Consider the following 26,828-nt stretch of genomic DNA (forward strand, 5'->3'; position numbering starts at 1 on the left):
TTTCACGCTGGCCAGATGCCTTAACCTTTTCCAAAAGAGCTATTCACCAATCACTAGTTACTAATCACTCACAAAAAGGCATCTATCCATCATAAAATCAATCACAAAATTCCAATAAACAACTAAAAAATAACACACTTGCCTGCGCTACTGCCCCATCGCACTAGGTAAGTGTTTGCAGTTTGCTTGCAGCAAACACATATATTTATGTTAAGAAGTAGAATCAGAATCCAAAAAAAATAAATAAAAAAAAGGAAGCAAAGATAAGTTCCAGGTATTCAAAAAAGCAAGTTCAAGCCTTTCAGGTTTCGGATAAAATCTCCACCCATATTATTTCAATTAACGCATTGCACTGAGTACTAAAAACTGTCTACTGAACACTTCCTTGTTAGGTAGTATTTTATCCAAAAAACTTGCTTTTTTGAAACCTTCCACTTGGAAATACGGCTTTCTTTTTTTTCTTTTTTTCTTTTGAAATTATATATGTGTGCCGAGCGTAGCGAGGTACTCATGCATTTAAAATGAAATAAAGACCGAAGAGAAGCTAATCTTTAAAATCGGAAGCTATGCTAAACTTTATCATTAAAACCCACAAGAAGGACACAATTTACGCACAACCACATCTATTTATTCTAAATAAAGGAATGAATAGCGGAAAACCTCAAAAAGAACCATTCACAAACAGCTTTGTCATTATTTTTAAAAGCGAAGAAGATGTAGAAAATATCTATTTCATTGCTTACAGTCTTTGGAAAACTAATTTTTGGCAGCAACATTTGGTTGGCTCTGTAATTCCATTTTTAAGATTACCAGATTTTAAAAAAGAATTTTTCCCTAAATCTAAAGCATTAATGGAAGAACACGAAGAGCATGTAAAGCACGTTGCAGCGTTGAAAATTCTAGAGGAAAAAGAAAATCAATTTCATCAAAACATTAACCTTATTAACGATATGCGTAGAGTGATTTTACACCGCTATTGCAATAAATAATCTTTTTGCTAACCTTTAAAATTACGGATATGAGCATTTTTTTATTATTCCAAACAGATAATTGGAAATCAAAAGCTTCAAGAGTGTTTTTTGGTGCTTTTGATAGCAGGAACAAAGCCATTGATTTTGCAAAGTATAATAAATTGTTTTGCAATACTGCCGAAGTGGTAGTTGTTGAGGTAGTCCTCAATCAATTTGGAGAAGTCTAACAAAAAAAGCCAGGTCTCACGACTTGGCTTCATTTTGTTTAACCCAAAGGTCACCACAACAAAGATTAAACTTATTTTTTGTGCTTCTTTTGCAAACTCTTGAGCAGTAACGAAATCATAAAACTAACAATGGCACCAATGCTAGCCAACAATATAGTTTTAATAATATCTTCAGATACAATATTCGGTACCATGCTCAATAATGTGCCACTTATTGTTCCAATAGATGTACTATTATTTATTTCCATCGTTGTCATCCTGAGCTTGTCGAAGGGCATCATCATCTGTAGTGGTCAATTGACTTGCAGCTGTCAAAACACCTCCAGCTACAGCAACATAACCACCGATAGTAATAACTATCGTAGGTAAAGCTACTGGAGCTGCTAAAATTGTTCCACCAACGGCAGCTAAAGTCAAACCAATATTTCGAAGCACTTTAAAAAATTTTGGTGTAGGAGCTGTCGCTCTTCTAATTATTTTTTTCATAATCTTTAAATTAAGATTGTACAATCAATTCAATACTTTCTTTATTGTCCAAAGCTTTGTAAACAAAGTCTTTTAGCTTCGCAAAAGCTTTTCTCGACATTAGTCCTAATCCTGGACCAGAAAGTTTTGTTACGGGAGCAATACAGCCATTCAATTCTTTTAAAGCATTATTAGCAGGATGAAATAAAATTAAACTTCTATTTTCTACATCAATAACTTCTAAATGCCATTTGAATTTAGCACTATACCGCTTTCTAATAAAATATTTCCCTTCCGGAATGCAGGAGACTCTCTTTTCATTATCCTTCCAAGGTAATTCAATCGTATAACAAATAAATTTACCTTCACATTCGAGTTTACCGTTTGTTCCGTCAGGGAAATAAGTTCTAGTTAAAAATAAAACCATTTTTTAACCTTTTTTGTCACACTGAGCTTGTCGAAGTGCTGTCGATGTCCATTACACACCACCATCCACTTTAGCAAGTGATAACGGATTAAACGCACCATTTTTCAACGGATACATTTGCCCATTAATTTCTTGATAAAATTCAACTCCAACAGCCAAAAACAATGGTTTCGTACTTGCAGGAGTAACAGCATTTACTTGGTTTATTGCAGTTGTAGCTGTATTGTCCCAAGGTAAAATGGCCGTTTCAGAACTAGTAACCACAAAAGTTTCCGTTTCAAAATCAACTTCTGCACCTCCAGAAATAATTTTAAAATGCGTGGTTCCACTAGGAGCTGCAATCATATTCGCAGGAATAAAGGACGCTAAATCCACAGAAATCTCACCAGCTACTCGGTCAATAGTCGCTACAAACGGAGCAAACAAAGAAGTTCCAAGTTTACCACGAATATTGAATTCAAAACCAAATAGCAATTCAGCTTCACCATCAATAACGTTTCTTAAACCTCTCTCACTTACCAAATCCGCTTGAATAACTTTCACCATTCTTTGTGTCAAACGACTCACCATTCTACCATCCGCAGAGTTCAATAGCAATGGTCTAAAAGCTGTTCTTAAAAGCTTTCCTGCTTTTCCAGCTCTCCCAAACTCCGAACCATTCTCACGTGTTCTTTGAAAAGCAGGATCACTCGCAATTCTACTTGCATCAATTCCACCTTTCTCACGAGCCAAATGTCCGTCTTGGGTTTTGTAAAAAGTAATATCTCCAATAGTACCTTTTAATTTAATTATGCCTTTCTGTCTAGCCATAACTTCAAAATTTAATTAAACAATCAGTTAAAAACTCATTCAATCATCATCACGTTGCAACATTTTTAGATTGATTTAAAAACAAATTTGAATAAAATTTAAAAGCAAAAACTTACTGTCTATGCAATATGTCATTTAATGAAATAAATGTCATTAAAAGTCCTTCTAGTTTTTTAAAAATTAAAGAATAACCACTTAAAACCGATTGAAAAAAACATTAATTTTAGCTGTATTAACAAAGTATGGCATAGCCTAGTCAAAAGTATAGATAGAGTATGAAAATGAAAGTAAAAAGAATATGCATTTATCCAAAGGATATACAACGCATTACAGGAAAGAGTTATCGACAAAGCATTAGATTATTGGATAATCTAAAAAGAGACTTTAATAAGCCTAAAAGCAGCCTTATTAGCGTCATAGAATTCTGTGAGTATACTGGATTGAAAATTGAGCATGTAGAGCCTCATATAATTTAATAACTTGTTTAAAAATTAAACTATTTACTTTTAATTCTGATATATAATTCGTAAATTTATCTCATATGATTTAAGTCAATTTGAATACTGTAATGAGGTGGTAAAATCGGTTACCCTAAAAAAAGAACCTTTGTAAAGCCTTATAAAATATGGACAAATTAGAGTAGACATGTTCTCTCCGACTCCACTTTTTAAAATTCATTTTAGACTAAAACCCTGTAAATCGTATGATTTACAGGGTTTTTTGTTTATACAAACCAAAAAAGCAGTACCATTTGGTACTGCTTTTTTATTTTATTTAATTTCTTGTTTTATCTAATCAATGAGAAGTGAGCTTTAAATTCTCTCTGTTGTCCATTCTCATCAAATTCTATTGTAAACCAGTAATCTGTAGATGGTAATTGTTTATTGTTAAACGTACCGTCCCATCCATCTCCAGTAGTACTTATCTGCTTGATTAATTTACCATATCTATCGAAGATGTATAACTTCGCTCCTGGTTGATTCTTCAAGCCTATTACATTCCAATTATCATTAATTCCATCTCCATTCGGTGTAAAATATTTTGGGTAATCTATTACTGTAACCGTTTGGGTCATATAAGTACATCCTTGAGTATCTACAACTGTAATAGTATGAACTCCTGCACTTACTCCAGTGAAAATATTTGACGATTGTAATTCCTCATCATCTATCTGATACATAATTGTACCATTTCCGTCTGGAACACTTACAACAATTGTAGCATTATCTGTAAATGCATTGGTTACTGTTGTAGTAAATGATGTTGCCGGATTCGTCTCTATTACTGTTCCGAATACTCGCTCTGATACACATCCTGTCAAAGTATTTGTTGCAATTACTGAATAGCTTCCTGCTTCATCTGCTTCATAACTTGTTGATGTAGCTCCTGAGATAATACCCCCTTCATAATACCAAACAAAGGTATGTGTAGCATTACTTAAACCTGTATGGAAATAATATGTTTGGAATGTATTTCCTGATGAATCAACACAAATAGCACCATCTTCTAATACTGGTATTGGCAATGGATTAACTCGTACTCGAACAACAATTGGTGTTCCTGAACAATCATTTAATGTTGGAATAATTGTATAATCAACATATCCCGCAACATTTGTAATTGTAGTCAATTGTTGTACAATTGGAACTCCAAATGCAATTGTTCCATCTGATGCTCCTGTTACTCCTACAGCATTAACTGTATAATTAAAAACAGTTGCTGGATCCATTGCTGATACTGGAATATTTGTTGATCCTCCACTACAAATTGGAGCATGTGTTGGATTTCCTAATATCTCTGGTGTTGGATTTACGGTTATAGTCACTGTAACTGAAGTACCTGGACATCCATTTAAAACTGGTGTAACTGTGTAAACGGCAGTTCCTGAAGTGGTTAAACTTGTAGTAGACAATACTTGTTGAATACTTGTTCCACTTCCTGAAGTAGCTCCTATAACGCCTGACTGACTTACTGTCCAATTAAATACTGTACCTGCTATTGAACCACTAAACGAAATATTAGTTAGTGTTCCTGAACAAATAACATCTGAAGTTGGTGAAGCAACAACATCAGGAATAGGATTTACAAGAACCCTAACCTCTACTGGTGTTCCTGAACATCCATTTGCTGTAGCAATTACGGTATAAACTACTTCTCCAACTGAGTTAGATGTAGTTGTTAATAATTGATTAATTGTATTTCCTGTTCCACTTGATGAACCACTAACCTGAGCTCCAACTGCATTCCATGCAAATGTAGCACCTACAACATTACTCGTTAAAATAATATCCGTTGTAGAACCTGAACAAATACTTGGTGTATTATTGACAAAAGTTACTGTTGGACGTGGAGATATCGTTATATTTAAATTTTGATTTATAGTCTGCGGACAATTATATGGACTTGCTGAGACTACACTTGTAAGTGTATAAGTCACAGAAGAACTTAATGGAGCTGAGTTATAATTATAAGTTCCTGTTGCATCTAAAACAACATTATAGTTATTTGTACCATCAGTAAAATATACTGTTGAATTTGGTGTTCCAGTAAAGTTAAGAACGATTGAACTTCCTGAACAAGCAGTTGAGTTTCCAGTAGAAAAACTTGCTGTAACAACTTGTTCTGTAACAGTAACAGTTGCTGTAGCAGAACCTGTACAAGGAGCAACCGCATTTACTGTATATGTATAAACTAGTCCTGAACTTGTCCATGTTCCGGTTGTATCTGGTGTTCCTCCTAACTGTGCAAATAACTCTGCGTTTGTTGGTGTAGTTCCCTGACAAACAGTTAATGTTCCGTTTGTTCCGGCATTAGGTTGTGCTTGTTCTGTAACTGTTACTGTAGCAGTTGCATTTACTGTACAAGGTGCTGTTGCAGCAACTGTATAAGTATACACTAGTCCTGAATTTGTCCATGTTCCTGTTGTATCTGGTGTTCCGCCTAACTGTGCAAATAACTCTGCGTTTGTTGGTGTAGTTCCAGCACAAACAGTCAGTGTACCATTTGTTCCAGCATTAGGTTGTACTTGTTCTGTAACAGTAACCGTTGCTGTAGCCGTTCCTGTACAAGGAGCAACCGCATTTACTGTATATGTATAAACTAGTCCTGAATTTGTCCATGTTCCGGTTGTATCTGGTGCTCCACCTAACTGTGCAAATAACTCTGCATTTGTCGGTGTAGTTCCAGCACAAACAGTTAATGTACCATTTGTTCCGGCATTAGGTTGTGCTTGTTCTGTAACTGTTACTGTAGCAGTTGCATTTACTGTACAAGGTGCTGTTGCAGCAACTGTATATGTATACACTAAACCTGAATTTGTCCATGTTCCGGTTGTATCTGGTGTTCCGCCCAACTGTGCAAATAACTCTGCATTTGTTGGTGTTGTACCTACACAAACAGTTAATGTACCATTTGTTCCGGCATTAGGTTGAACTTGTTCTGTAACCGTAACCGTTGCTGTAGCTGAACCTGTACAAGGAGCTGTAGCATTTACTGTATATGTATAAACTAGTCCTGAATTTGTCCATGTTCCTGTTGTATCTGGTGTACCTCCCAACTGTGCAAATAACTCTGCATTTGTTGGTGTAGTTCCCTGACAAACCGTTAATGTTCCATTAGTCCCAGCGTTGGGTGGTACTTGTTCTGTAACGGTAACCGTTGCTGTAGCTGAACCTGTACAAGGTGCAATAGCATTTACTGTATATGTATAAACTAGTCCTGAATTTGTCCATGTTCCGGTTGTATCTGGTGTTCCTCCTAACTGTGCAAATAACTCTGCGTTTGTTGGTGTAGTTCCCTGACAAACAGTTAATGTTCCGTTTGTTCCGGCATTAGGTTGTGCTTGTTCTGTAATTGTTACTGTAGCAGTTGCATTTACTGTACAAGGTGCTGTTGCAGCAACTGTATAAGTATACACTAGTCCTGAATTTGTCCATGTTCCTGTTGTATCTGGTGTTCCGCCTAACTGTGCAAATAACTCTGCGTTTGTTGGTGTAGTTCCAGCACAAACAGTCAGTGTACCATTTGTTCCAGCATTAGGTTGTACTTGTTCTGTAACAGTAACCGTTGCTGTAGCCGTTCCTGTACAAGGAGCAACCGCATTTACTGTATATGTATAAACTAGTCCTGAATTTGTCCATGTTCCGGTTGTATCAGGAGTTCCACCTAACTGTGCAAATAACTCTGCATTTGTCGGTGTAGTTCCAGCACAAACAGTTAATGTACCATTTGTTCCGGCATTAGGTTGTGCTTGTTCTGTAACTGTTACTGTAGCAGTTGCATTTACTGTACAAGGTGCTGTTGCAGCAACTGTATATGTATACACTAAACCTGAATTTGTCCATGTTCCGGTTGTATCTGGTGTTCCGCCCAACTGTGCAAATAACTCTGCATTTGTTGGTGTTGTACCTACACAAACAGTTAATGTACCATTTGTTCCGGCATTAGGTTGAACTTGTTCTGTAACCGTAACCGTTGCTGTAGCTGAACCTGTACAAGGAGCTGTAGCATTTACTGTATATGTATAAACTAGTCCTGAATTTGTCCATGTTCCTGTTGTATCTGGTGTACCTCCCAACTGTGCAAATAACTCTGCATTTGTTGGTGTAGTTCCCTGACAAACCGTTAATGTTCCATTAGTCCCAGCGTTGGGTGGTACTTGTTCTGTAACGGTAACCGTTGCTGTAGCTGAACCTGTACAAGGAGCAACCGCATTTACTGTATATGTATAAACTAGTCCTGAATTTGTCCATGTTCCGGTTGTATCTGGTGTTCCTCCTAACTGTGCAAATAACTCTGCGTTTGTTGGTATAGTTCCCTGACAAACAGTTAATGTTCCGTTTGTTCCGGCATTAGGTTGTGCTTGTTCTGTAACTGTTACTGTAGCAGTTGCATTTACTGTACAAGGTGCTGTTGCAGCAACTGTATAAGTATACACTAGTCCTGAATTTGTCCATGTTCCTGTTGTATCTGGTGTTCCGCCTAACTGTGCAAATAACTCTGCGTTTGTTGGTGTAGTTCCAGCACAAACAGTCAGTGTACCATTTGTTCCAGCATTAGGTTGTACTTGTTCTGTAACAGTAACCGTTGCTGTAGCCGTTCCTGTACAAGGAGCAACCGCATTTACTGTATATGTATAAACTAGTCCTGAATTTGTCCATGTTCCGGTTGTATCAGGAGTTCCACCTAACTGTGCAAATAACTCTGCGTTTGTTGGTGTAGTTCCCTGACAAACAGTCAATGTACCATTTGTTCCTGCATTAGGTTGTACTTGTTCTGTAACCGTTACTGTAGCAGTTGGATTAACAGTACAAGGCGCAACAGCTGCTACTGTATATGTATACACTAGACCTGAATTTGTCCATGTTCCTGAAGGATCTGGTGTTCCACCTAACTGTGCAAATAATTGTGCATTTGTTGGTGTAGTTCCTTGACAAACAGTTAATGTTCCGTTTGTTCCTGCCGTAGGCTGCGCTTGAATAACAACAGATTCAGAATTTGAAAGACTTGAATTACAAGAACCAACAGCTATATTAGATAAATTTATTGTATTATTTGTGGTTGCACCAGCAATTGTTACAGAACCATTTCCAGAAGCATCTAAAGGAACTGTTAACACCGTTGAACCACCATTTAAAGTATAAGAAACAGTAGAGTTTGCAGTACCAACAAAATAGAAAATTGCATCTTCTCCATAACATATAGGGCTATTACTTGATAAAGAAGTCAAGGAAGGAAGATCATTAACAGTAATTGTTCCAGACAACTGAAGATTAGTAGTACAACCAACTGTTTCGACCGTATAATTAAAAGTTCCTAGTTGAGTTGGAGTACCTGTTATTGTAAATACGCCTGAAGCAAAACTACCAGTAACACCTGTTGGAAAAGAACCAGAAGCTAATACTACGCCTGTTGCAGAGCCACCTGGGGTATAAACAATATTTGTAATTGGTTGATTTAAACAAACTGATTGAGTAGTTGTAACTGCAGCAGAAGTAAGTGTTAAAGAACAAGTAGCTGGAATACAATCTACAATAATATCAATTGGATCAGAAAAACTTTCACAAATACCAAGAGTAATTTTAATAATTACTTGGGTAGTAGAAGTAGGTGTAAAATTTGTAGGGTCAGGAATTAAGCTACCGTCAGATAAATCATAAAACTCATAAGTATAATTTGCAGGATTATTCGGAGTCATTAAATCATTTAAATAACTAGTTAAATCAAAAGTTGGATTACACTCTCCTGCTTGACCATAGTATGGGCCGATACTATTTGATGAAATACCAGAAGCAATATCAACAACTATTTCATCATACTCAGTCGGCGTACAAGCGACTCTATCTACTTCAACTCGCCAAAGTCCATTTTGATTAACGGTTAAAGTATTTGTTGTAGTAGTAGTTTGTAAAGCACCACCTAAATACCATCTATAAGAAAGTGTTGTTGGAGTTGTTGGTGGAGAATAAAAATTCGCTGTTAAAGTTACTGAAGAAACAGACGAGTTACATATAAATCTATCTGGTCCAAGAGTAACACCACAAATTTCACAATTTGTAGAACCATTTGTACCACCAGTATTATTAGTTTGATCGAAAGTAATAGTACCTGATTGATTCGAATAGTTTGTTATTAAAAGAACATAAAAATTTCCAGCGACAGCATTAGGTATTGAAAAATTTTCAACAGGGGCAGCTGAATAACTACAGGCTACTTCATTATTTGCTGATGCATTACTACCATTTGGATAATCTTCTAAAGTAGTAGTACATAAATTTGGATTTAAACGTGGATCCGATGTAAAAGGTCCCCAACAAATAAAATCTACATCAATTCCTACTCCAGCAGCATTTGTTTGAGAAATTTCAAATTCCAATAAACCTGGTGTACTTACCTGAAATGTATACCAAGCACCGTTAGGTGAAGTACCCAAACAGCCTATACCTCCTAAATTAGCAGTATTAGTAACGTTATTAAACGGAACTGAGGAATCTCCACAAAAAGATGCAATAGTTGCACAACTTCCACCGGGTCCTTGAGAGAATGATACTATTGAAAATATCAAACCAATAAATAAGTATATTTTCTTCATAATTATTTAATAAATAAATGATAATTCCACGAAGTCATTTGATTTCCCTGCTTCCCAACAAAACGTATACGCCATTTGAAGCACTTAGATGCCAAATTTTTGTGAGTAATCATATGATTATTAACTTTTTTAACACTTTCATTTTTTAAATCAATAAAAATGGTTTTCTTTAAATCAGTAGCATTAACATTGTTCCAGCAGTCCATAATAGGAACAATTTCTAGATAAATCTTACTTAAAGAAGTTTCTTTATTCATTAAGCCAGCGTCCCACTTTAAATTTGCATAAGTATCAATATATGAAGTAGATGCAGGTGATTCAGTTAAATTAATTTTAAAATTTTCTAGTGTGAAATTAGTTTTAGTTTGAGAAAAACTAAAATTACATATTAGTAAAACTACCAATATTTTAAAGTAAACTTTTTTCATTTTTATGTTTTTATATTATAGTTGTAGATACGCAAATTTAACAATAATTTAATTTTAATCTTTTATTTTCTTAAAATTTAACAAAATACTTTTATTTAAAGTTTATTATTTATCTTTGCAATTCTAAAAATTGCTATATTAATTTTATTATTAACAATGATAAATAAAGAAGATTTACAAGAAGAATTAGGAAATAATCATATTGCTACAAGTGCAAACACTCCATTAAGAGAAGGTGCTTTTGATGTTTCTGATGAAGATAAAATTGAATTAATTAAGAAAGACGTAGAAAGCATTCTTATAACTTTAGGAATGGATTTAACTGACGACAGCTTAAAAGGAACTCCTAATAGAGTTGCAAAAATGTTTGTTAAAGAAATTTTTGGAGGACTTAATCCTGCTAAAAAACCAAGTTCTTCTACATTTGACAATAAATACAAGTACAATGAAATGCTTGTAGAAAAAAACATAGTTGTATATTCTACTTGTGAACATCACTTGTTACCTATTGTTGGTCGTGCTCATGTTGCTTATATTTCAAATGGAACAGTTGTAGGATTATCTAAAATGAATAGAATTGTAGATTATTTTGCAAAACGTCCGCAAGTACAAGAACGTTTAACTATTCAAATTGTTGAAGAGCTTCAAAAAGTCTTGGGTACAAAAGATGTTGCCTGCGTAATCGATGCAAAACATTTATGTGTAAACTCTAGAGGTATACGTGATATTGAAAGCAGTACGGTTACTGCTGAATTTGGTGGAAAATTCAAAGAAGATAAAACAAGAAGAGAATTTCTCGATTATATAAAATTAGACACTACATTTTAATTATATAAATGATGAATTTAGCTTTTAAATTCATCATTTTTATTTAATTTTGAACCTAGCCCTGATAGCAGCGGTATCCTTTAACATTTTATGAAGCTTGCGAAATAAAATGTAAAGATATAGCGAATAGCAGGAATAGCTCCTAAAAAAATAATCATGCAATTATATAAAAGTCAAGACTTAAAAATTTACAACACACTTACAGGAAACAAAGAAGTTTTTAAACCTATCCATGAAGGAAACATAGGAATGTATGTTTGTGGACCAACAGTTTACAGCAATGTACATTTAGGAAACGTAAGAACTTTTATGAGTTTTGATGTAATATACCGCTATTTAAAACATTTAGAATTTAATGTTCGCTATGTAAGAAATATTACTGACGCTGGGCATTTAACAGATGATGGAGATGTTGATAATGACCGATTTGTGAAACAATCGCGATTAGAAAAGCTTGAACCAATGGAAATTGTACAGAAATATACAGTTGATTTTCATAAGGTTTTAGATAATTTCAACTTCTTACCTCCTACTATTGAGCCAACCGCAACCGGACATATTATTGAACAAATTGAATTGATTGAAAAATTAATTGAAGCTGGTGTTGCTTACGAAAGTAAAGGTTCAGTTTATTTTGATGTTTTAGCCTACAATAAAAAAGGGTTAAATTATGGCGAGTTAAGCAATAGAAATATTGATGAATTATTTGCTAATACTAGAGATTTAGACGGACAATCTGAAAAGAAAAACCCTCAAGATTTTGCCTTGTGGAAAAATGCGTCTCCAGCACATATTATGCGATGGAACTCTCCTTGGGGAGCTGGGTTTCCGGGTTGGCATTTAGAATGTACTGCAATGAGTACTAAATATTTAGGCGAAACATTTGATATTCATGGTGGCGGAATGGATTTAAAATTCCCGCATCATGAGTGTGAAGTTGCTCAAGGAAAAGCTTGTAACGGCGTTTCTCCTGTAAATTACTGGATGCACACTAATATGTTAACTATGAATGGTTTACGAATGAGTAAATCGACTGGGAATTATATTTTACCAATGGAATTAGTTAATGGTGAAAATAATTTCTTTGAAAAAGCTTTTCATCCTAATATTGTTCGTTTTTGTTTTTTACAGGCACATTACAGAAGTGTTTTAGATATTTCTAACGATGCTATGATTGCTAGTGAAAAAGGTTTTAATAGATTAGCTGATGCATATAAATTAAGCAAAAACCTTGAAACAAGCTTAACTTCTTCATTAGATATTAAAAGTTGGAAAAAAGCGTGTTATGATGCAATGAATGACGATTTTAATACGCCTATTTTAATTGCACAATTGTTTGAAGCTGTTCGTTTTATTAATTTAGTAAATGATAAAAAAGAAACACTTACAAGAGAAGATATTGCAATATTAAACGAAACACTTTATACTTTTATAAATGATGTTTTAGGTCTTAATTTAGAAAATACATCTACTAGCGTAAGTTCAGACAATAACAAACTAGAAGGAGTTGTAAATATGTTAATTGAGATGCGTGATGAAGCTAGAGCCAATAAAAACTGGGGTTTATCTGATGAAATCAGAGATAAATTACTTGCGCTTGGCATTCAGTTAAAAGATGGCAAAGACGGAACTGGATTTAGCATAAACTAAGAATACAAATGATTAAAAAAATTGTAAAAATATTAACTTATCCATTTATATTTTTGTTTCGATTTTATCAAGTTGCTATTTCTCCGTACACTCCTGCTGCTTGTAGGTTTGAACCAACATGCTCGCACTATTCTATTGAAGCTTTAAAAAAATACGGATTATTTAAAGGCGGATTTTTAGCTGTAAAAAGAATTTTAAGTTGTCATCCATGGGGAAAAAGCGGCTATGATCCTGTGCCTTGAGTTTTGACTATTTTTTAACAACTTTACCAATTATAATATTTATTTTTAACCTCAAATAAAAAATACATCAATATGCTTTATGCTTTAAATATGATTTGGAATCCTTCTGGAGGAATTGACCTAGGCTTTTTAAACATTCGTTTTTACAGTTTAATGTTTGTAATTGCTTTTGGATTAGGTTGGTATCTAATGAAAGCTATTTACGAAAGAGAAGGTGAAACATTAGAAAAATTAGACAACTTATTTGTTTCAACCGTTTTAGCAACTTTAGTTGGAGCACGTTTAGGCCATGTATTTTTTTATGATTGGGATTATTTTAAAGATCATAAATTAGAAATTTTATTACCTATAAGAGAAAATGCCAACGAATCGATACTTGGAATTATCCAAGGCTGGGAATTTACAGGTTTTGCTGGGTTAGCTAGTCACGGAGCTGCAATTGCTATTATCATTGTAATGCTATATTATAGTAAAAAAGTTATTCACAAGCCTATTTTATGGATATTAGACCGAATTGTAATTCCAGTTGCAAGTGGAGCTATTTTTGTTCGTTTAGGTAACTTTATGAATTCGGAAATTGTAGGAACCGAAACAACTTCTTCTTTTGGAATTAAATTTATAAGAGATTGGTATTCACCAAGACAAGCTTTTGAAATTACAAAAATCGGAAATACTAACGAAGCATATAAAGCAATTGAAAACAACTCAGAATATTCTGAAATTTTAGCTGCTGTAGTACCTAAACACCCAGCGCAACTATATGAAGCATTTGGATATGTATTTGTTTTCGCTATTCTTTACTATATGTATTGGAAAACAGAAGCTAGAAACAAACAAGGGCTATTATTTGGTTTATTTTTAGTATTACTTTGGACTGTACGTTTTTTTGTGGAATATGTAAAAGGTAGTCAAGGAGGTTTTGAGGAAAACCCAATATTTTCAGCTCTTTCAACAGGTCAATGGTTAAGTATTCCCTTCATTATAGCTGGTTTTTATTTTATATTTAGGAGTAAAAAAACAGCATAAAGCATTATACAATAAAAAAGGCTCTGAAATTCAGAGCCTTTTTTATTTAATTACTTTTCAATTAAAATGCCTACTCCTAATATATTAGGTAAAAACGGACTTGGAAATTTATTTTTAACTATAAACTTATATTTACCTTTTCTTAAATTTATGTTACTTGTAATTGGTGTATATAAATCACAAATATCTCCTGAGCATTGACCTAATTCTTTTCCTGTTTCATCCTTATACTTAACGTCTAAATGAAATTTTTCATTGGAACCATTAGGAAAAATAATAATTACTTCAGTTGGAACATTCGCAAATTGAAAATCATAAATATGTCTAATGTGCAGGTTAATTGAACTAACTTTTATGTCGTTTTCATTATCAAACTCAAAAACTACTTCTTCATTAGAATTCCACCTATTTGATTCAAAATTGGAATTAAAATCATTAAAAACATAATTTGGATTACATGACATAAAAAGAACGGCAACTAACAGAAGTAAAAAGTTTAACTTAATCATAAGAAGTACATAATTAATTAATTTGTTTAAATTCTTCCCATTTAAAAACCTTATCTGGACTAGAATTGTCTTGAGTTCCTTTAAAAATTTTATAGCCTGATTTAGCATCAATAATATAAAAATATGTTCCAACACCTTTAAACATAGATCCACAAGCCGATACAGCTTCTGCTGGAATATTAAATTTACTAAACTCATCATTTTTTATAATTATTGCTTTCCCTGTGATAGATGCAACAAAATCAAGAGCTAAATCGGTAGAAACATAAATTTTAGAAGCTGGATCTCCATTGGCGTCACTTTCAATGGGCATAATCTTAAATTTTAAGAGACTATTCGCTTTCGATGACGAATCTATGACTGGCTCAAAAACAATCTCTTTAGAAACCTCTAAAGTGTCTTCTAAAACAACTTCTTCATTCATTGGTTCATTACCTTTCTTACAAGATGAAACAAGAATTACTGTAATAATCATAACTCCAAATAAGGTACTTAATTTTTTCATAGTAATAGAATTTAATTAGAAATAGATTTTAAAAGCACATAACATGCTTATTTTCAAATAAATATACAAAAAAAGTCCTGACATTCATCAGGACTTTTTTTATATATTGAAAAGAAATTAATCTTCTTTCTTAAATTCAGCCATTCTCTTAGCTTCTTTATCACTCATTACATCTTTCATTAACGGTGTTGCAACGAAAATAGATGAATAAGTACCAACTAAGATACCCACTAAAATAGCAAATACAAATCCTCTAATAGTTTCACCTCCAAAAATGAAGATTGCAACTAATACAACTAAAGTTGTTGCAGAAGTATTGATTGTTCTACTTAAAGTAGAATTTAATGCTTTATTTACTAATCCATTGAAATCTGAAGAAGAGTTATAATCTAGATATTCACGAACTCTATCAAACACAATTACAGTATCATTTAAAGAATAACCAATAACCGTTAATATAGCCGCAATAAATGCTTGGTCTAACTCCATATTAAATGGTAAAAATGTATAACCAAAAGAGAAAATACCTAATACAATAATAACATCATGAGCAACTGCTGCAACTGCTCCAAATCCAAATTGCCATTTTCTAAATGAAATCATCAAATATGCAAAAACAACTAATAAAGAACCTAATACAGCCCAAATAGAGTTTGTTTTAATATCTTTAGAAATAGTTCCAGAAACCTTAGAAGCTTGCATTACACCATATTGTTTACCGTCATAAGATTTTACAAATTGGTCATAAGTTAAATCAGCTGGTAAGTGTTTTTTTAGAGCTTCAAATAACATTTGATTTACTTCTTTATCTATTCCTTCACCTTCTTCGTCAACTTTATATTTTGTAGTAATTTTTAACTGACTTTCGTTTCCATACACTTTAGCTTCAGCACTTCCAAAAACAGCTGTTAAATCTGCAGCAACTTCTGGTGCAGATACAGGTTTTTCAAAACGAACTTGATATGTTCTACCTCCAACAAAATCAACACCTTGATTTAATCCTTTAGTAAATAAAGAAACTAAACTTAAAATAATCATTACAGCTGAAATAGCGTAAGTAATTTTTCTTTTTGACAAGAAATCAAAGTTTAAGTTTTTAAACCAATTTTTAGTAATTGATGTTGAGAACGTAATATTTTCTTTTCTAGACAAACTCCAATCTAAGAACATTCTAGTAACAAAAACAGCGGTAAAAAGTGAAGTTATAATACCAATTAATAATGTAGTAGCAAAACCTTTTATTGGTCCTGTACCAAATACTAATAATATAATTGCAGTAATTGCAGTAGTAATATTTGCGTCAAAAATAGATGACATTGCACCTTTCCAAGTATATGCGTAATTTACTGCTTCTTCAACTGATTTACCTTCGTCTAATTCTTCTTTTGCTCTTTCATATATAATTACATTAGCATCAACCGCCATACCAATTGTTAATACGATACCAGCAATACCAGGCAATGTTAATACAGCTCCAAAACTTGCTAAAGCTCCAAAAATGAATAAAATATTTACCAATAAAGCTAAGTTTGCGTAGAAACCAGTTTTACCATAATAAATTACCATCCAAATTAACACTAATGAGAAACCAATGATAAAAGACATTAATCCGCTATCGATTGCTTCTTTACCTAATGATGGACCAACAACATCTGATTGAACAATTTCAGCAGCAGCAGGTAATTTACCGGCTTTTAAAATATTTGCTAAATCTTTAGTTTCATTAATTGAAAAATCACCAGAAATCTCAGAACGACCTCCAGAAATAGCACCTCTACTTACACCAGGTGCTGAATAAACCGTATTATCTAATACAATTGCAATTGCATTACCTTGCTGTGAAACTGATCCTGTTAATTTTTCCCATAATCTAGCTCCAGTTCCATCCATCTGCATAGAAACGGCTGGTTTACCCATTTGATCAAAAGTATCAGTAGCATCTACAATAACACCACCGCTAATAGGAGCTTTACCATCTCTACTTCCTTTTAAGGCATATAACTCAACACCTTCTGGTTTTTTTTCATCGATTTTACCCCATACAAATTTAACATTTGCTAATTCAGCAGGTAATAAAGATTTAATATCACTTCTTGTTAAATATGCTCTAACTTGTGCAGTGTCTTTTGTTAAAAAGATACCAACATAAGGAGAACCTTGTTGACCACCCATTAACATTTTATCAAATAAAGGTCCGTTAGATTTATTAATCGTATCGGCAGATTTATCTGTTAATAAAGAATCAATTCCTGTTGCAGCATTTTCAACTACTTCAGACTTAACTTCAACTTCTGTTTTCTTTAAAGCTTCATTAGCAGCGACTATGAAACCGCTAATCTCTTCTACTTTAAAAGTTTCCCAAAATTCTAATTGAGCAGTACTTTGTAATAATTTTTTAATACGATCTACATCTTTAGCTCCAGGCAATTCAACTAAGATTCTTCCAGAGTTTCCTAACATTTGAATATTAGGTTGAGTAACACCAAATTTATCGATACGTTCTCTTAATACTTTAAAAGCACTTTCAACTGATTCGATAACTTTTTGTTTGATGATTGGTTCAACTTGAGCATTTGTCATGTCAAATTTAATTACCTCATCTAAATTTCTATTTCCAAAAATATCTGCGCTAGCTAATTTTAAATTAGCATTATTTGCTTCAACAAAAAATGCGTCAATATAATCTTGATTTCCTGATTGGTTTGTTTTAGCATCTGCTAACGCTTTTTTAAACCCAGGATTTTTAGAATCATTTGCTAATCCGTTTAAAACATCTTTAACCGAGATTTGTAGTATTACGTTAATACCACCTTCTAAGTCAAGACCTTTTTGTAATTGATTATCTCTAACTTCATTGTATGTTTTACCTAAGAAAACATTTTCTTTTCCAATAGAATCTAAATATCTTAATTCTTTAGAAAAATCTCCTTTTGCAAATGTTTTGGCATCACTACTTATGCTATTAGCTACAAAAGTGAATGAAAGTTGGTAAATACATACCAACGCGAAAATAATTGCGAAAAATTTAATCAGTCCTTTATTCTGCATTATTACTATAAATTAATTAATCTTTTTGTATAAAAACGGACAAATATATATATTACAATAGGATTAACCAATTTTATTTGGCAATAAAATCGGTTTTTATCAATTAATTATACACTTTCCTGATACTTTATTAAAATAAAAAAACTGTCAATAAAGTTTGACAGTTTTTTAATCCTATTTTGTGAGAATTACAAAACAGCTTTTAAATCTGCATTCATATTTCTAACAGCTTCAGCAGACTTAGCAAATAATGCTTTTTCAGCATCATTTAATTTTACATCTACAATTTGTTCAACACCATCTTTACCAATGATACATGGAACACCAATACAAATATCGCTTTGACCATATTCTCCATCTAACATAACTGAACATGGAATCATACGTTTTTGATCATTTAAGATACTGTCTACTAAAAATGCTACCGAAGCTCCTGGTGCATACCAAGCTGAAGTTCCTAAAAGACCTGTTAAAGTTGCACCACCAACCATAGTTGAAGCCGCTACTTTATCCATTTCTTCTTGAGACATGAAATTAGAAACTGGTGAACCATTATAAGAAGCTAAACGAGTTAATGGAATCATAGTTGTATCACCGTGACCACCTATAACCATTCCTTGAACATCATTTCCTGGTTTTTGTAATGCTTGAGACAAGAAATATTTAAAACGAGAACTATCTAAAGCTCCACCCATTCCTATTACTCTATTTTTTGGTAATCCTGTTGCTTTTAATGTTAAGTATGTCATTGTATCCATAGGATTAGACACTACTACAATAATAGCATTTGGAGAATGTTTTAAAATATTTTCTGCAACAGATTTTACAATTCCTGCATTAATACCAATTAATTCCTCACGAGTCATACCAGGTTTTCTAGGAATTCCAGATGTAATTACAACTACATTTGAATTAGCTGTTTTAGAGTAATCTCCAGTAGTACCAACCACTTTTGTATTAAACCCTGTTGTTGTAGCACATTGCATAATATCCATAGCCTTACCTTCAGCAAAACCTTCTTTGATATCTAATAATACTACTTCACTTGCAATTCCTCTGTACGAAATAACGTCTGCACATGTTGCACCTACATTTCCCGCACCTACTATTGTTACTTTCATTTTGTTGTGTTTAAAAAATTATAAATTAAAATTGATATTGAACTCCTATATTTAGATTTGCAAATTTACCAAAAGCAAATGAACTTTGTAAAAATATTTTTTCAATTTGATACCTAGCCGAAATTTCTCCTAAAAAATTGACATTATCTTTTGCAATTCTCTGTAATAATGTATTAACAGTTTGTTGTAAAGGAAAAGCCTCTTCTATTTCTCCTTTTTTACCTCCTACTACATATTCAAAACTACTTATATTAGCAATAAGAGAAGTGATTACTTCTAACCTTTCAAACTCTTTTGATGCACTTAATTGAAAATGAAATGTATCAACCAATCCTGACAATTTATTGATTCCTAAATTACCATAAGCAGTATCAATATCTAAAAAATCAAATGTAATTTCTTCTTTAGAGTATATCAAGGCTGTTGAAATATTAATTTTTTTCTCCTCTAAACTTTTAAAATACTGACTTATATTATGATTTAAACCGAAACCATAGACTTGATAATCACCTTTTTTAAGTTTTGTTTTTGTAGAATAACGAGCTATTAACTCTGTACCATATAGCAACCCTACATTAACCTGTAAATAGGGATAAAAAACTATTTCTTGATTGATTCCTTCTGGAGTTTTTAAACGAACTTGCTCACCTCCTAAATCTCCAATTAAATACATTTGATTATCATTCCCTAATGCTGTTGGAACGGTTGCAGAAGAAGCATTTTCTAGTTCGAAAAACTGAAAATCAGAATTCTGAACCCTGAAACTCCTATCATTGTTTGGAACAAAAAACATATTCCCGTGCAAACTCATATTTAGATCCCAAAGTTTCTTTTTCTTTGGTGAACTTACCCAACTAGAAGAAGAAAGATAAACTGCTGCATCAGTAGCAGGTATAATATATTGTTCTGAATAGAAAAGGGCATCATTTAAAAGATACCCTATCTGTTCTAATTCAGATTGTGATTGAGCATTACTTTTTAAACTAAAAAATAATGAGCAAATGAATATTATTTGAATTTGGTATTTACGCATCAATATTTGCGTATGCAGCATTCTTCTCAATAAACTCTCTTCTTGGTGGAACTTCATCTCCCATTAGCATTGAGAATATTCTATCTGCCTCTACTAAACTATCAATATTCACTTGACGTAACGTTCTAAACTCTGGATTCATCGTAGTATCCCAAAGTTGTTCTGCATTCATCTCTCCAAGACCTTTATAACGCTGAATACTTGCTGATCCTCCCATATTTCTAGCAATAATATCACGTTGATTATCACTCCAAGCATACTCCTTTTTGTTTCCTTTTTTAACCAAATATAAAGGTGGAGCTGCAATATAAATATGCCCGTTTTCAATTAACTCTTTCATAAATCTAAAGAAAAAAGTTAGGATAAGAGTTGAGATATGTGAACCATCGACATCGGCATCACACATAATAACTACTTTATGATAACGTAATTTTGAAAGGTTTAAAGCTTTACTATCTTCTTCTGTACCAATAGTTACACCAAGAGCAGTAAAAATATTTCGAATTTCTTCGTTTTCAAAAACCTTATGTTGCATCGCTTTTTCAACATTCAAAATCTTACCTCTTAAAGGTAAAATGGCCTGAAACATTCTATCACGACCTTGTTTTGCAGTACCACCTGCCGAATCTCCCTCTACAAGGAATACTTCACATTTTGCCGGATCTTGTTCTGAACAGTCAGATAATTTTCCAGGCAATCCACCACCACCCATAACGGTTTTTCTTTGAACCATCTCACGAGCTTTTTTAGCTGCGTGACGAGCTTGTGCGGCCAAGATTACTTTTTGAACAATGATTTTTGCATCATTAGGATTTTCTTCCAAATAAGCTTCAATCATATCTCCAACTGCTTGAGAAACTGGCGAAACTACTTCTCTATTTCCAAGTTTTGTTTTGGTTTGTCCTTCAAACTGAGGTTCTGAAACTTTAACTGAAATAATAGCTGTTAATCCTTCACGGAAGTCATCTCCAGCAATTTCGAATTTTAATTTATCTAACATTCCAGAAGCATCTGCATACTTTTTTAAAGAACGTGTTAAACCTGTTCTAAAACCCTGTAAATGCGTTCCTCCTTCATGTGTATTAATGTTATTTACATAAGAAAAAATATTTTCAGAATATGATGTGTTATAAATTAAAGCGACCTCAACCGGGATTTCACCTTTATCTGAATCCATTGAAATTACATGACCAATAATTGGTTCACGATTTCCATCTAAATAACGAATATATTCTTTAAGACCTTCTGTAGAATGAAAAACTTCTGATAAGAAATTTCCATCTTTATCTTTTTCTCTTTTATCTGTAAAAGTAATTGTAATTCCTTTATTTAAGAAAGACAATTCGCGCATACGTGCCGATAAAGTATCGTAAGAGAACTCTGTAGTTTGAGTAAAAATTGTATCATCAGGATAGAAAGTTACAATTGTTCCTCGTTTATCTGTTTTACCAATTTGCTTTACAGGATAAAGTGCTTTTCCTCTTTCATATTCTTGTTCGTAAATATTTCCGTTAGCACTGTGAACGGTAGCGCGTAATTTATTAGACAATGCATTTACTACAGAAACACCAACTCCATGTAATCCTCCAGAAACTTTATAAGAATCTTTATCAAATTTACCTCCGGCACCAATTTTAGTCATTACAACTTCAAGTGCAGAAACCCCCTCTTTTTTATGAATATCTACAGGAATACCACGTCCATTATCTTCTACAGAAACAGAACCATCTTCATTAATATCTACTCGAATAGCATCACAATGGCCTCCCATTGCTTCATCAATTGAGTTATCAACTACCTCATACACTAAATGATGAAGTCCTCTAACCCCTACATCTCCAATATACATCGAAGGACGCATTCTAACATGCTCCATTCCTTCTAGCGCCTGAATACTATCTGCTGAATAATTGCTTTTCTTTATTTCTTCACTCATATTGTTAAATCTTAAACGATTTTTTTTGTTAAACACACAAATATAAGGTTTTAATAAAGAAAATAGCTAAAAAGCACCTTAAAATGACTGTAAGTTATTAACATTTGTTAATTTCTAAAAAGTCGCTTAAATCAAATAAAAAAAGGCTAAAATTAGATATTTGAGCAAATTAGTCTTTTATTAAAATTGAAATTTATAAAAAGTGTCTTAAAAGCGATTATTTGACAGTTCGATTTTTAGATATTTCGAAGAATCTAACCAGAAATCATTTCTAATAAGCTTCCGTATGCACATTTGCTACTGCTCTTCCTGATGGATCATTCATATTTTTGAAAGCTTCATCCCATTCTAATGCGATTTTTGTACTACAAGCTACACTTGCTTCTTGCGGAACACTTAATGCCGCTGCATCACTTGGAAAGTGTTCTGTAAATATTGAACGGTAATAATATTCTTCTTTTGATGTTGGTGTTTGAATTGGAAACTTGTATTTCGCATTGGCTAATTGTTCGTCTGAAACTTCTTTGGCTACCACTTCTTTTAAAGTATCAATCCAACTATAACCTACTCCATCACTAAATTGTTCTTTTTGTCTCCAAGCTACACTTTCTGGCAACATGTCTTCGAAAGCTTTTCGTAAAACCCATTTTTCCATGCGTTCTCCGTTAATCATTTTATCTTGTGGATTGATTCGCATAGCTACATCCATAAATTCTTTATCCAAAAAAGGAACACGACCTTCAATTCCCCAGGCTGCTAAACTCTTATTAGCACGAAGACAATCATACATGTGTAATTTACTTAATTTACGAACGGTTTCTTCGTGAAATTCTTGTGCGTTAGGTGCTTTATGAAAATATAAATAACCTCCAAACAACTCATCTGAACCTTCTCCAGAAAGAACCATTTTAATTCCCATTGACTTGATTACTCTTGCCATTAAATACATAGGAGTTGAAGCTCTTATTGTTGTAACGTCATAGGTTTCAATATTGTAAATTACATCTCTAATTGCATCTAAACCTTCTTGGATAGTGAATTTTATTTCGTGATGAATTGTTTTTAAATGATCTGCTACTTTTTGGGCTGCAGCCAAATCAGGTGAACCTTCTAAACCAACCGCAAAAGAATGCAATTGTGGATACCAAGCTTCTGAAGCATCATTCGATTCAATTCGTTTTTGTGCATATTTTTTAGCTATTGCCGAAGTGATTGAGGAATCTAATCCTCCTGAAAGTAAAACTCCATAAGGAACATCGCTCATTAATTGTCTTTTTAAAGCAGCTTCTAATGCGACTTTAATTTCTTCAATACTTGTTTTGTTTTCTTTTACAGCGTCGAATTCTATCCATTCTCTTTTATACCATTGCACAAATTTTCCATCTTTACTCGACATATAATGTCCTGGTGGAAATAATTCAATTTTTGTACAAACTCCTTCTAAAGCTTTTAATTCGGAAGCAACATAAAATGTTCCGTGTTCGTCCCAACCAATATATAAAGGTATAATTCCCATGTGATCACGTGCAATGAAATATTCATTTTTTGCAACATCATAAATAGCAAATCCAAAAATTCCGTTCATTTCATCAACAAAATGAGGTCCTTTTTCTTGGTACAAAGCTAAAATGACTTCGCAATCACTTTCTGTTTGAAATTCGTATTTTCCTTCAAATTGCTTTCTTAATTCTCTGTGATTGTATATTTCTCCATTAGCTGCTAAAACCAGACTTTTATCTTTTGAAAATAATGGTTGTTTACCTGAAGCTGGGTCAACAATTGCTAAACGCTCATGAGACATGATTGCTTTTTCATCACTATAAATTCCACTCCAATCTGGTCCGCGATGACGAATTTTTTTAGACATCTCCAAAACTTTTGGTCTTAACGTTTCAGCTGCTTGTTTTAGATCGAAGGCACATACTATTCCGCACATATTTTTTAGTTTAAAGGGTTATTCCTTAAAAGTTTAAATGGAAACTATTTAAATATGGAACAAAATTGCACTTAAATTAATTTAAATTAAACTAAATATACGTTTTTGATTATAATTTAAAACTTTAATTCGATTATTTAAATAAATTTAAAACCAAGTAAATGCTTTTCAAACACATTTAATTACAAATCATAAAAAAACCACTCAATGGAGTGGTTTTTTTATGATTATTCAATTGATAAGATTTTATATTTCATTCCGTTAAATTCAAATTTATCGTTTACTTCTTTTCCAAGCATTATTTTACCTAAAGGAGAATTTGGTGACAGAGCTACAACATCTTTATTATCAATTGTGATTTTTGGCAATGCTGTACTCATAAAAAAAAGAAAAATGTTGGTTTGAATTAAACTTCCAATTCCTACTTTTTTATTGATTTTAACAATGTCAATACTTTCTAAAACTTGTTTTTGTTCTAAAACTTCTTTTAACTTATAATTGAGTTTTTCTTGCTCAATATGCATCATTGACAAAGCGGTTTCGTGCTTATCGCCAGCAGAACCTTTTGCATCGTTTTGAGCATCTTCAGCTAAGTCTGAAATCATTTCACGATAATTTTGAATTCTATCGTTTATATGTTCTAGGTAATGATTGTAGATTTGTTGTTTGATTGTCATTTGGTTTTTTTTTGAACCACGAAGAGCACAAAGCGCACAATTTTTTAGTGAACTTTATGCCTTCTTCATAACCCTGTGGTTAGTATTTAAAAATCAAACTTATAATTAGCGCCTAACATAATTTGTATTCCTTGAACTGGGAAATTTGCCCAACGGTTGTATTGTTGGTTTGCCAAATTGTTTCCTCTTAAGAAAGCCGTTAAACGCGCATTGTATTTATAACCTATATGTGCATTTAAATCGAAATAACTGTCCAATGTAACTTCTTGCTGTGTATATGTTCCTGGATTAATTAACAAATCGTCTTGAACTGTAACCACATCTTTTCTTTCTCCAACGAAGAACACATTTGTACCTGCATACCATTTTTCTGTCAGGTTGAAATCTAAAGTTGTTCCAACTTTTAATTGCGGTAAATTCCACGCTTCTGCTTGAACATCAGAAGTGAAATTATTATACGTTCCGTTAATTCCGAAAGTAACATTTTTAGAAAAATCGGCTTTCAATTCTCCAAAGAAACTGATTGTTTTTACATTATCATACACAACATTAAATGAGTTTCCGTATGCATAACCTTCGGTATTTGTATTTCCTAAAACGTATTCATTACTTACAAATAATGCTTTGTTATCTTCGTTTTTAAGACTTCCTCTAATATTAAAAGCAACAGAACTAGCCAACTTTCCTTTCATACCTACATAAATATCATATTTATTATCTGTTGGAGCAATGAATAAAGTTGGAGAAACAAATGCATTTTGATCTACAAAATCAGCATACGAATTTTGAGTCAATCCACCTTCTGCACCCGCATAACCAACTAAAATATCGCCAACAATTCGATACGATGCTTTTACGTTTGGATATACAAACAACTTACTATCACTTGCACCGTCATTTTTTGCAGTTGTATAGAAAACTCCAGCGCCAATTTGCACTGACAAATCATCTTTTTGATATAAAATACTTGGTTTAATTCCGAAAAGAACGTTGCTATAATCGATTGTACTTGTATTTAAATAATTTTTTTTAAAATTTCCACCAACGTAATCTACAATAACATCAGCTTTGATTTTTTGGTCGAATGCCTCCACATCGAAAGAAGGTTTTACAAAAAAGCGGTTTTCACCAGAACCTTGTCCGTCAGAGAAACGCTTAAATTGCATTGAAGCATCTTTGAAAAAACTTTTCTTAAATTCCACTTTTCCGCCAAGAACAATTGTGTTATACGATTGAGAAGAGTCAATTCCGTCAATTGTAGCTTGATCATAAAATATATTTTCGATAGGCAAACCGTACCAATTATAGATTTGATTTTTAACACCTAAATCGATGTTCCAATTCATATCTCTTTCTCTAACACCATAAGTAACATCTAAACTAGTGTTATAATATTTATCGTCTAAAACAACATCTTTAATTCCGCCTTGAGAAGATAAGTGACGAAGCATTCCGCCAATATAGCTAGTTCTGCTCAAATTTTCGGTAATGAATAATTCTGCATTTATGGTTGGATAATTTCCAAAACCTAAAGTTGCGTAATTATTGTATAGTTTTACTTTTTCAGCTTTATCAACATCAGCTGCTTTTCCTTTTGCAGGCGTAAACGTAGATGCCACTGGAAATGAGAAAATATTATATTCAATTACTTCTTTTTGTGTATTGTCTTCATCTTCAATAACAGGTGTTTCTTTTACCTTAAAAGCATCTGAAATTGTTGGCGTGTATGGTTTTACAATGTTTACCACTTCTGAACCAATATTTTCATCTTTTACTTGTCCAAAAGTAAACTGTGTTGCAAATGCAAAAACTCCTATGATTATATATTTTGTATTCTTCATATTTAATTTTATTGGTGAGATTCTTCGACAAGCTCAGAATGACAACTTAATAAATAAT

20 protein-coding genes are annotated in these 26,828 nt (G+C 32.8%); 6 read left to right on the forward strand and 14 right to left on the reverse strand.

Annotated features, from left to right (window positions below):
• The first annotated feature begins 566 nt into the window (after nt 1–566).
• On the forward strand, nt 567–989 hold the full coding sequence (locus OLM55_RS11980; protein ID WP_264559135.1) for a DUF6943 family protein: 423 nt from the start codon (nt 567–569) through the stop codon (nt 987–989).
• Nucleotides 990–1,018: 29 nt separating this feature from the next.
• A complete protein-coding gene (locus OLM55_RS11985) occupies nt 1,019–1,198 on the forward strand; it encodes a hypothetical protein (RefSeq protein ID WP_264559136.1) in 180 nt (59 codons plus the stop codon).
• 234 nt (nt 1,199–1,432) lie between these two features.
• On the opposite strand, the gene OLM55_RS11990 is transcribed toward OLM55_RS11985, so the two are convergent.
• The 5 genes from OLM55_RS11990 to OLM55_RS12015 all read right to left on the reverse strand — a co-directional run bounded on the left by OLM55_RS11990 (nt 1,433) and on the right by OLM55_RS12015 (nt 10,418).
• Nucleotides 1,433–1,684: a hypothetical protein gene (locus OLM55_RS11990; RefSeq protein ID WP_264559137.1), complete on the reverse strand. Its 252-nt coding sequence runs from the start codon at nt 1,682–1,684 to the stop codon at nt 1,433–1,435.
• A 10-nt stretch (nt 1,685–1,694) separates the two neighbouring features.
• Nucleotides 1,695–2,090 carry a DUF5675 family protein gene (locus OLM55_RS11995; protein WP_264559138.1) on the reverse strand — a complete coding sequence of 132 codons (396 nt, stop codon included), beginning with the start codon at nt 2,088–2,090 and terminating at the stop codon, nt 1,695–1,697.
• 51 nt (nt 2,091–2,141) lie between these two features.
• A complete protein-coding gene (locus OLM55_RS12000) occupies nt 2,142–2,900 on the reverse strand; it encodes a hypothetical protein (protein WP_264559139.1) in 759 nt (252 codons plus the stop codon).
• 787 nt (nt 2,901–3,687) lie between these two features.
• On the reverse strand, nt 3,688–9,990 hold the full coding sequence (locus tag OLM55_RS12010; RefSeq protein ID WP_264559141.1) for a T9SS type B sorting domain-containing protein: 6,303 nt from the start codon (nt 9,988–9,990) through the stop codon (nt 3,688–3,690).
• A 2-nt stretch (nt 9,991–9,992) separates the two neighbouring features.
• Nucleotides 9,993–10,418 (reverse strand): hypothetical protein, encoded by a 426-nt coding sequence (locus tag OLM55_RS12015; RefSeq protein WP_264559142.1) that lies wholly within the window; start codon nt 10,416–10,418, stop codon nt 9,993–9,995.
• 156 nt (nt 10,419–10,574) lie between these two features.
• Here OLM55_RS12015 and folE point away from each other — a divergent pair, with 156 nt between their 5' ends.
• From folE to lgt, 4 genes are all read left to right on the forward strand, one after another.
• Nucleotides 10,575–11,246, forward strand: coding sequence for a GTP cyclohydrolase I FolE (gene folE / locus OLM55_RS12020; RefSeq protein WP_264559143.1), 672 nt, complete (start codon nt 10,575–10,577; stop codon nt 11,244–11,246).
• Between the two features lie 156 nt (nt 11,247–11,402).
• Nucleotides 11,403–12,896 (forward strand): cysteine--tRNA ligase, encoded by a 1,494-nt coding sequence (cysS, locus tag OLM55_RS12025; protein WP_264559144.1) that lies wholly within the window; start codon nt 11,403–11,405, stop codon nt 12,894–12,896.
• Between the two features lie 8 nt (nt 12,897–12,904).
• A complete protein-coding gene (yidD, locus tag OLM55_RS12030; RefSeq protein WP_264559145.1) occupies nt 12,905–13,138 on the forward strand; it encodes a membrane protein insertion efficiency factor YidD in 234 nt (77 codons plus the stop codon).
• 72 nt (nt 13,139–13,210) lie between these two features.
• Entirely contained in the window at nt 13,211–14,164 is a 954-nt protein-coding gene (gene lgt / locus OLM55_RS12035) for a prolipoprotein diacylglyceryl transferase (protein ID WP_264559146.1), read from the forward strand.
• 50 nt (nt 14,165–14,214) lie between these two features.
• On the opposite strand, the gene OLM55_RS12040 is transcribed toward lgt, so the two are convergent.
• The 9 genes from OLM55_RS12040 to OLM55_RS12080 form a co-directional block, all read right to left on the reverse strand.
• Nucleotides 14,215–14,673 carry a gliding motility lipoprotein GldH gene (locus tag OLM55_RS12040; protein ID WP_264559147.1) on the reverse strand — a complete coding sequence of 153 codons (459 nt, stop codon included), beginning with the start codon at nt 14,671–14,673 and terminating at the stop codon, nt 14,215–14,217.
• A gap of 13 nt (nt 14,674–14,686) precedes the next feature.
• Nucleotides 14,687–15,178, reverse strand: coding sequence for a hypothetical protein (locus OLM55_RS12045; RefSeq protein ID WP_264559148.1), 492 nt, complete (start codon nt 15,176–15,178; stop codon nt 14,687–14,689).
• 117 nt (nt 15,179–15,295) lie between these two features.
• On the reverse strand, nt 15,296–18,226 hold the full coding sequence (secDF, locus tag OLM55_RS12050; RefSeq protein ID WP_264559149.1) for a protein translocase subunit SecDF: 2,931 nt from the start codon (nt 18,224–18,226) through the stop codon (nt 15,296–15,298).
• 188 nt (nt 18,227–18,414) lie between these two features.
• Nucleotides 18,415–19,347, reverse strand: coding sequence for a malate dehydrogenase (mdh, locus tag OLM55_RS12055; RefSeq protein WP_264559150.1), 933 nt, complete (start codon nt 19,345–19,347; stop codon nt 18,415–18,417).
• A gap of 25 nt (nt 19,348–19,372) precedes the next feature.
• Nucleotides 19,373–20,437 carry a DUF6588 family protein gene (locus tag OLM55_RS12060; protein ID WP_264559151.1) on the reverse strand — a complete coding sequence of 355 codons (1,065 nt, stop codon included), beginning with the start codon at nt 20,435–20,437 and terminating at the stop codon, nt 19,373–19,375.
• Nucleotides 20,373–22,316 carry a DNA topoisomerase (ATP-hydrolyzing) subunit B gene (gyrB, locus tag OLM55_RS12065; protein WP_264559152.1) on the reverse strand — a complete coding sequence of 648 codons (1,944 nt, stop codon included), beginning with the start codon at nt 22,314–22,316 and terminating at the stop codon, nt 20,373–20,375. Before gyrB ends, OLM55_RS12060 begins: the two co-directional genes overlap by 65 nt.
• Before the next feature lie 271 nt (nt 22,317–22,587).
• A complete protein-coding gene (gene asnB / locus OLM55_RS12070; protein ID WP_264559153.1) occupies nt 22,588–24,252 on the reverse strand; it encodes an asparagine synthase B in 1,665 nt (554 codons plus the stop codon).
• Nucleotides 24,253–24,479: 227 nt separating this feature from the next.
• The gene (locus tag OLM55_RS12075) at nt 24,480–24,929 is read right to left on the reverse strand and encodes a GreA/GreB family elongation factor (protein WP_264559154.1); all 450 of its coding nucleotides are present in this window, start codon (nt 24,927–24,929) and stop codon (nt 24,480–24,482) included.
• 86 nt (nt 24,930–25,015) lie between these two features.
• A complete protein-coding gene (locus tag OLM55_RS12080; RefSeq protein WP_264559155.1) occupies nt 25,016–26,770 on the reverse strand; it encodes a TonB-dependent receptor in 1,755 nt (584 codons plus the stop codon).
• Nucleotides 26,771–26,828 lie beyond the last annotated feature (58 nt).

Source organism: Flavobacterium sp. N2270 (assembly GCF_025947225.1).
Taxonomy (GTDB): Bacteria; Bacteroidota; Bacteroidia; order Flavobacteriales; family Flavobacteriaceae; genus Flavobacterium.

Excerpts from the sequence above, each read along its gene's own strand:
- OLM55_RS11980 (WP_264559135.1), top strand. The coding sequence starts at position 567 with ATGCTAAACTTTATCATTAAAACCCACAAGAAGGACACAATTTACGCA.
- OLM55_RS11985 (WP_264559136.1), top strand. The coding sequence starts at position 1,019 with ATGAGCATTTTTTTATTATTCCAAACAGATAATTGGAAATCAAAAGCT.
- OLM55_RS11990 (WP_264559137.1), bottom strand. The coding sequence starts at position 1,684 with ATGAAAAAAATAATTAGAAGAGCGACAGCTCCTACACCAAAATTTTTT.
- OLM55_RS11995 (WP_264559138.1), bottom strand. The coding sequence starts at position 2,090 with ATGGTTTTATTTTTAACTAGAACTTATTTCCCTGACGGAACAAACGGT.
- OLM55_RS12000 (WP_264559139.1), bottom strand. The coding sequence starts at position 2,900 with ATGGCTAGACAGAAAGGCATAATTAAATTAAAAGGTACTATTGGAGAT.
- OLM55_RS12010 (WP_264559141.1), bottom strand. The coding sequence starts at position 9,990 with ATGAAGAAAATATACTTATTTATTGGTTTGATATTTTCAATAGTATCA.
- OLM55_RS12015 (WP_264559142.1), bottom strand. The coding sequence starts at position 10,418 with ATGAAAAAAGTTTACTTTAAAATATTGGTAGTTTTACTAATATGTAAT.
- folE (WP_264559143.1), top strand. The coding sequence starts at position 10,575 with ATGATAAATAAAGAAGATTTACAAGAAGAATTAGGAAATAATCATATT.
- cysS (WP_264559144.1), top strand. The coding sequence starts at position 11,403 with ATGCAATTATATAAAAGTCAAGACTTAAAAATTTACAACACACTTACA.
- yidD (WP_264559145.1), top strand. The coding sequence starts at position 12,905 with ATGATTAAAAAAATTGTAAAAATATTAACTTATCCATTTATATTTTTG.
- lgt (WP_264559146.1), top strand. The coding sequence starts at position 13,211 with ATGCTTTATGCTTTAAATATGATTTGGAATCCTTCTGGAGGAATTGAC.
- OLM55_RS12040 (WP_264559147.1), bottom strand. The coding sequence starts at position 14,673 with ATGATTAAGTTAAACTTTTTACTTCTGTTAGTTGCCGTTCTTTTTATG.
- OLM55_RS12045 (WP_264559148.1), bottom strand. The coding sequence starts at position 15,178 with ATGAAAAAATTAAGTACCTTATTTGGAGTTATGATTATTACAGTAATT.
- secDF (WP_264559149.1), bottom strand. The coding sequence starts at position 18,226 with ATGCAGAATAAAGGACTGATTAAATTTTTCGCAATTATTTTCGCGTTG.
- mdh (WP_264559150.1), bottom strand. The coding sequence starts at position 19,347 with ATGAAAGTAACAATAGTAGGTGCGGGAAATGTAGGTGCAACATGTGCA.
- OLM55_RS12060 (WP_264559151.1), bottom strand. The coding sequence starts at position 20,437 with ATGAAGTTCCACCAAGAAGAGAGTTTATTGAGAAGAATGCTGCATACG.
- gyrB (WP_264559152.1), bottom strand. The coding sequence starts at position 22,316 with ATGAGTGAAGAAATAAAGAAAAGCAATTATTCAGCAGATAGTATTCAG.
- asnB (WP_264559153.1), bottom strand. The coding sequence starts at position 24,252 with ATGTGCGGAATAGTATGTGCCTTCGATCTAAAACAAGCAGCTGAAACG.
- OLM55_RS12075 (WP_264559154.1), bottom strand. The coding sequence starts at position 24,929 with ATGACAATCAAACAACAAATCTACAATCATTACCTAGAACATATAAAC.
- OLM55_RS12080 (WP_264559155.1), bottom strand. The coding sequence starts at position 26,770 with ATGAAGAATACAAAATATATAATCATAGGAGTTTTTGCATTTGCAACA.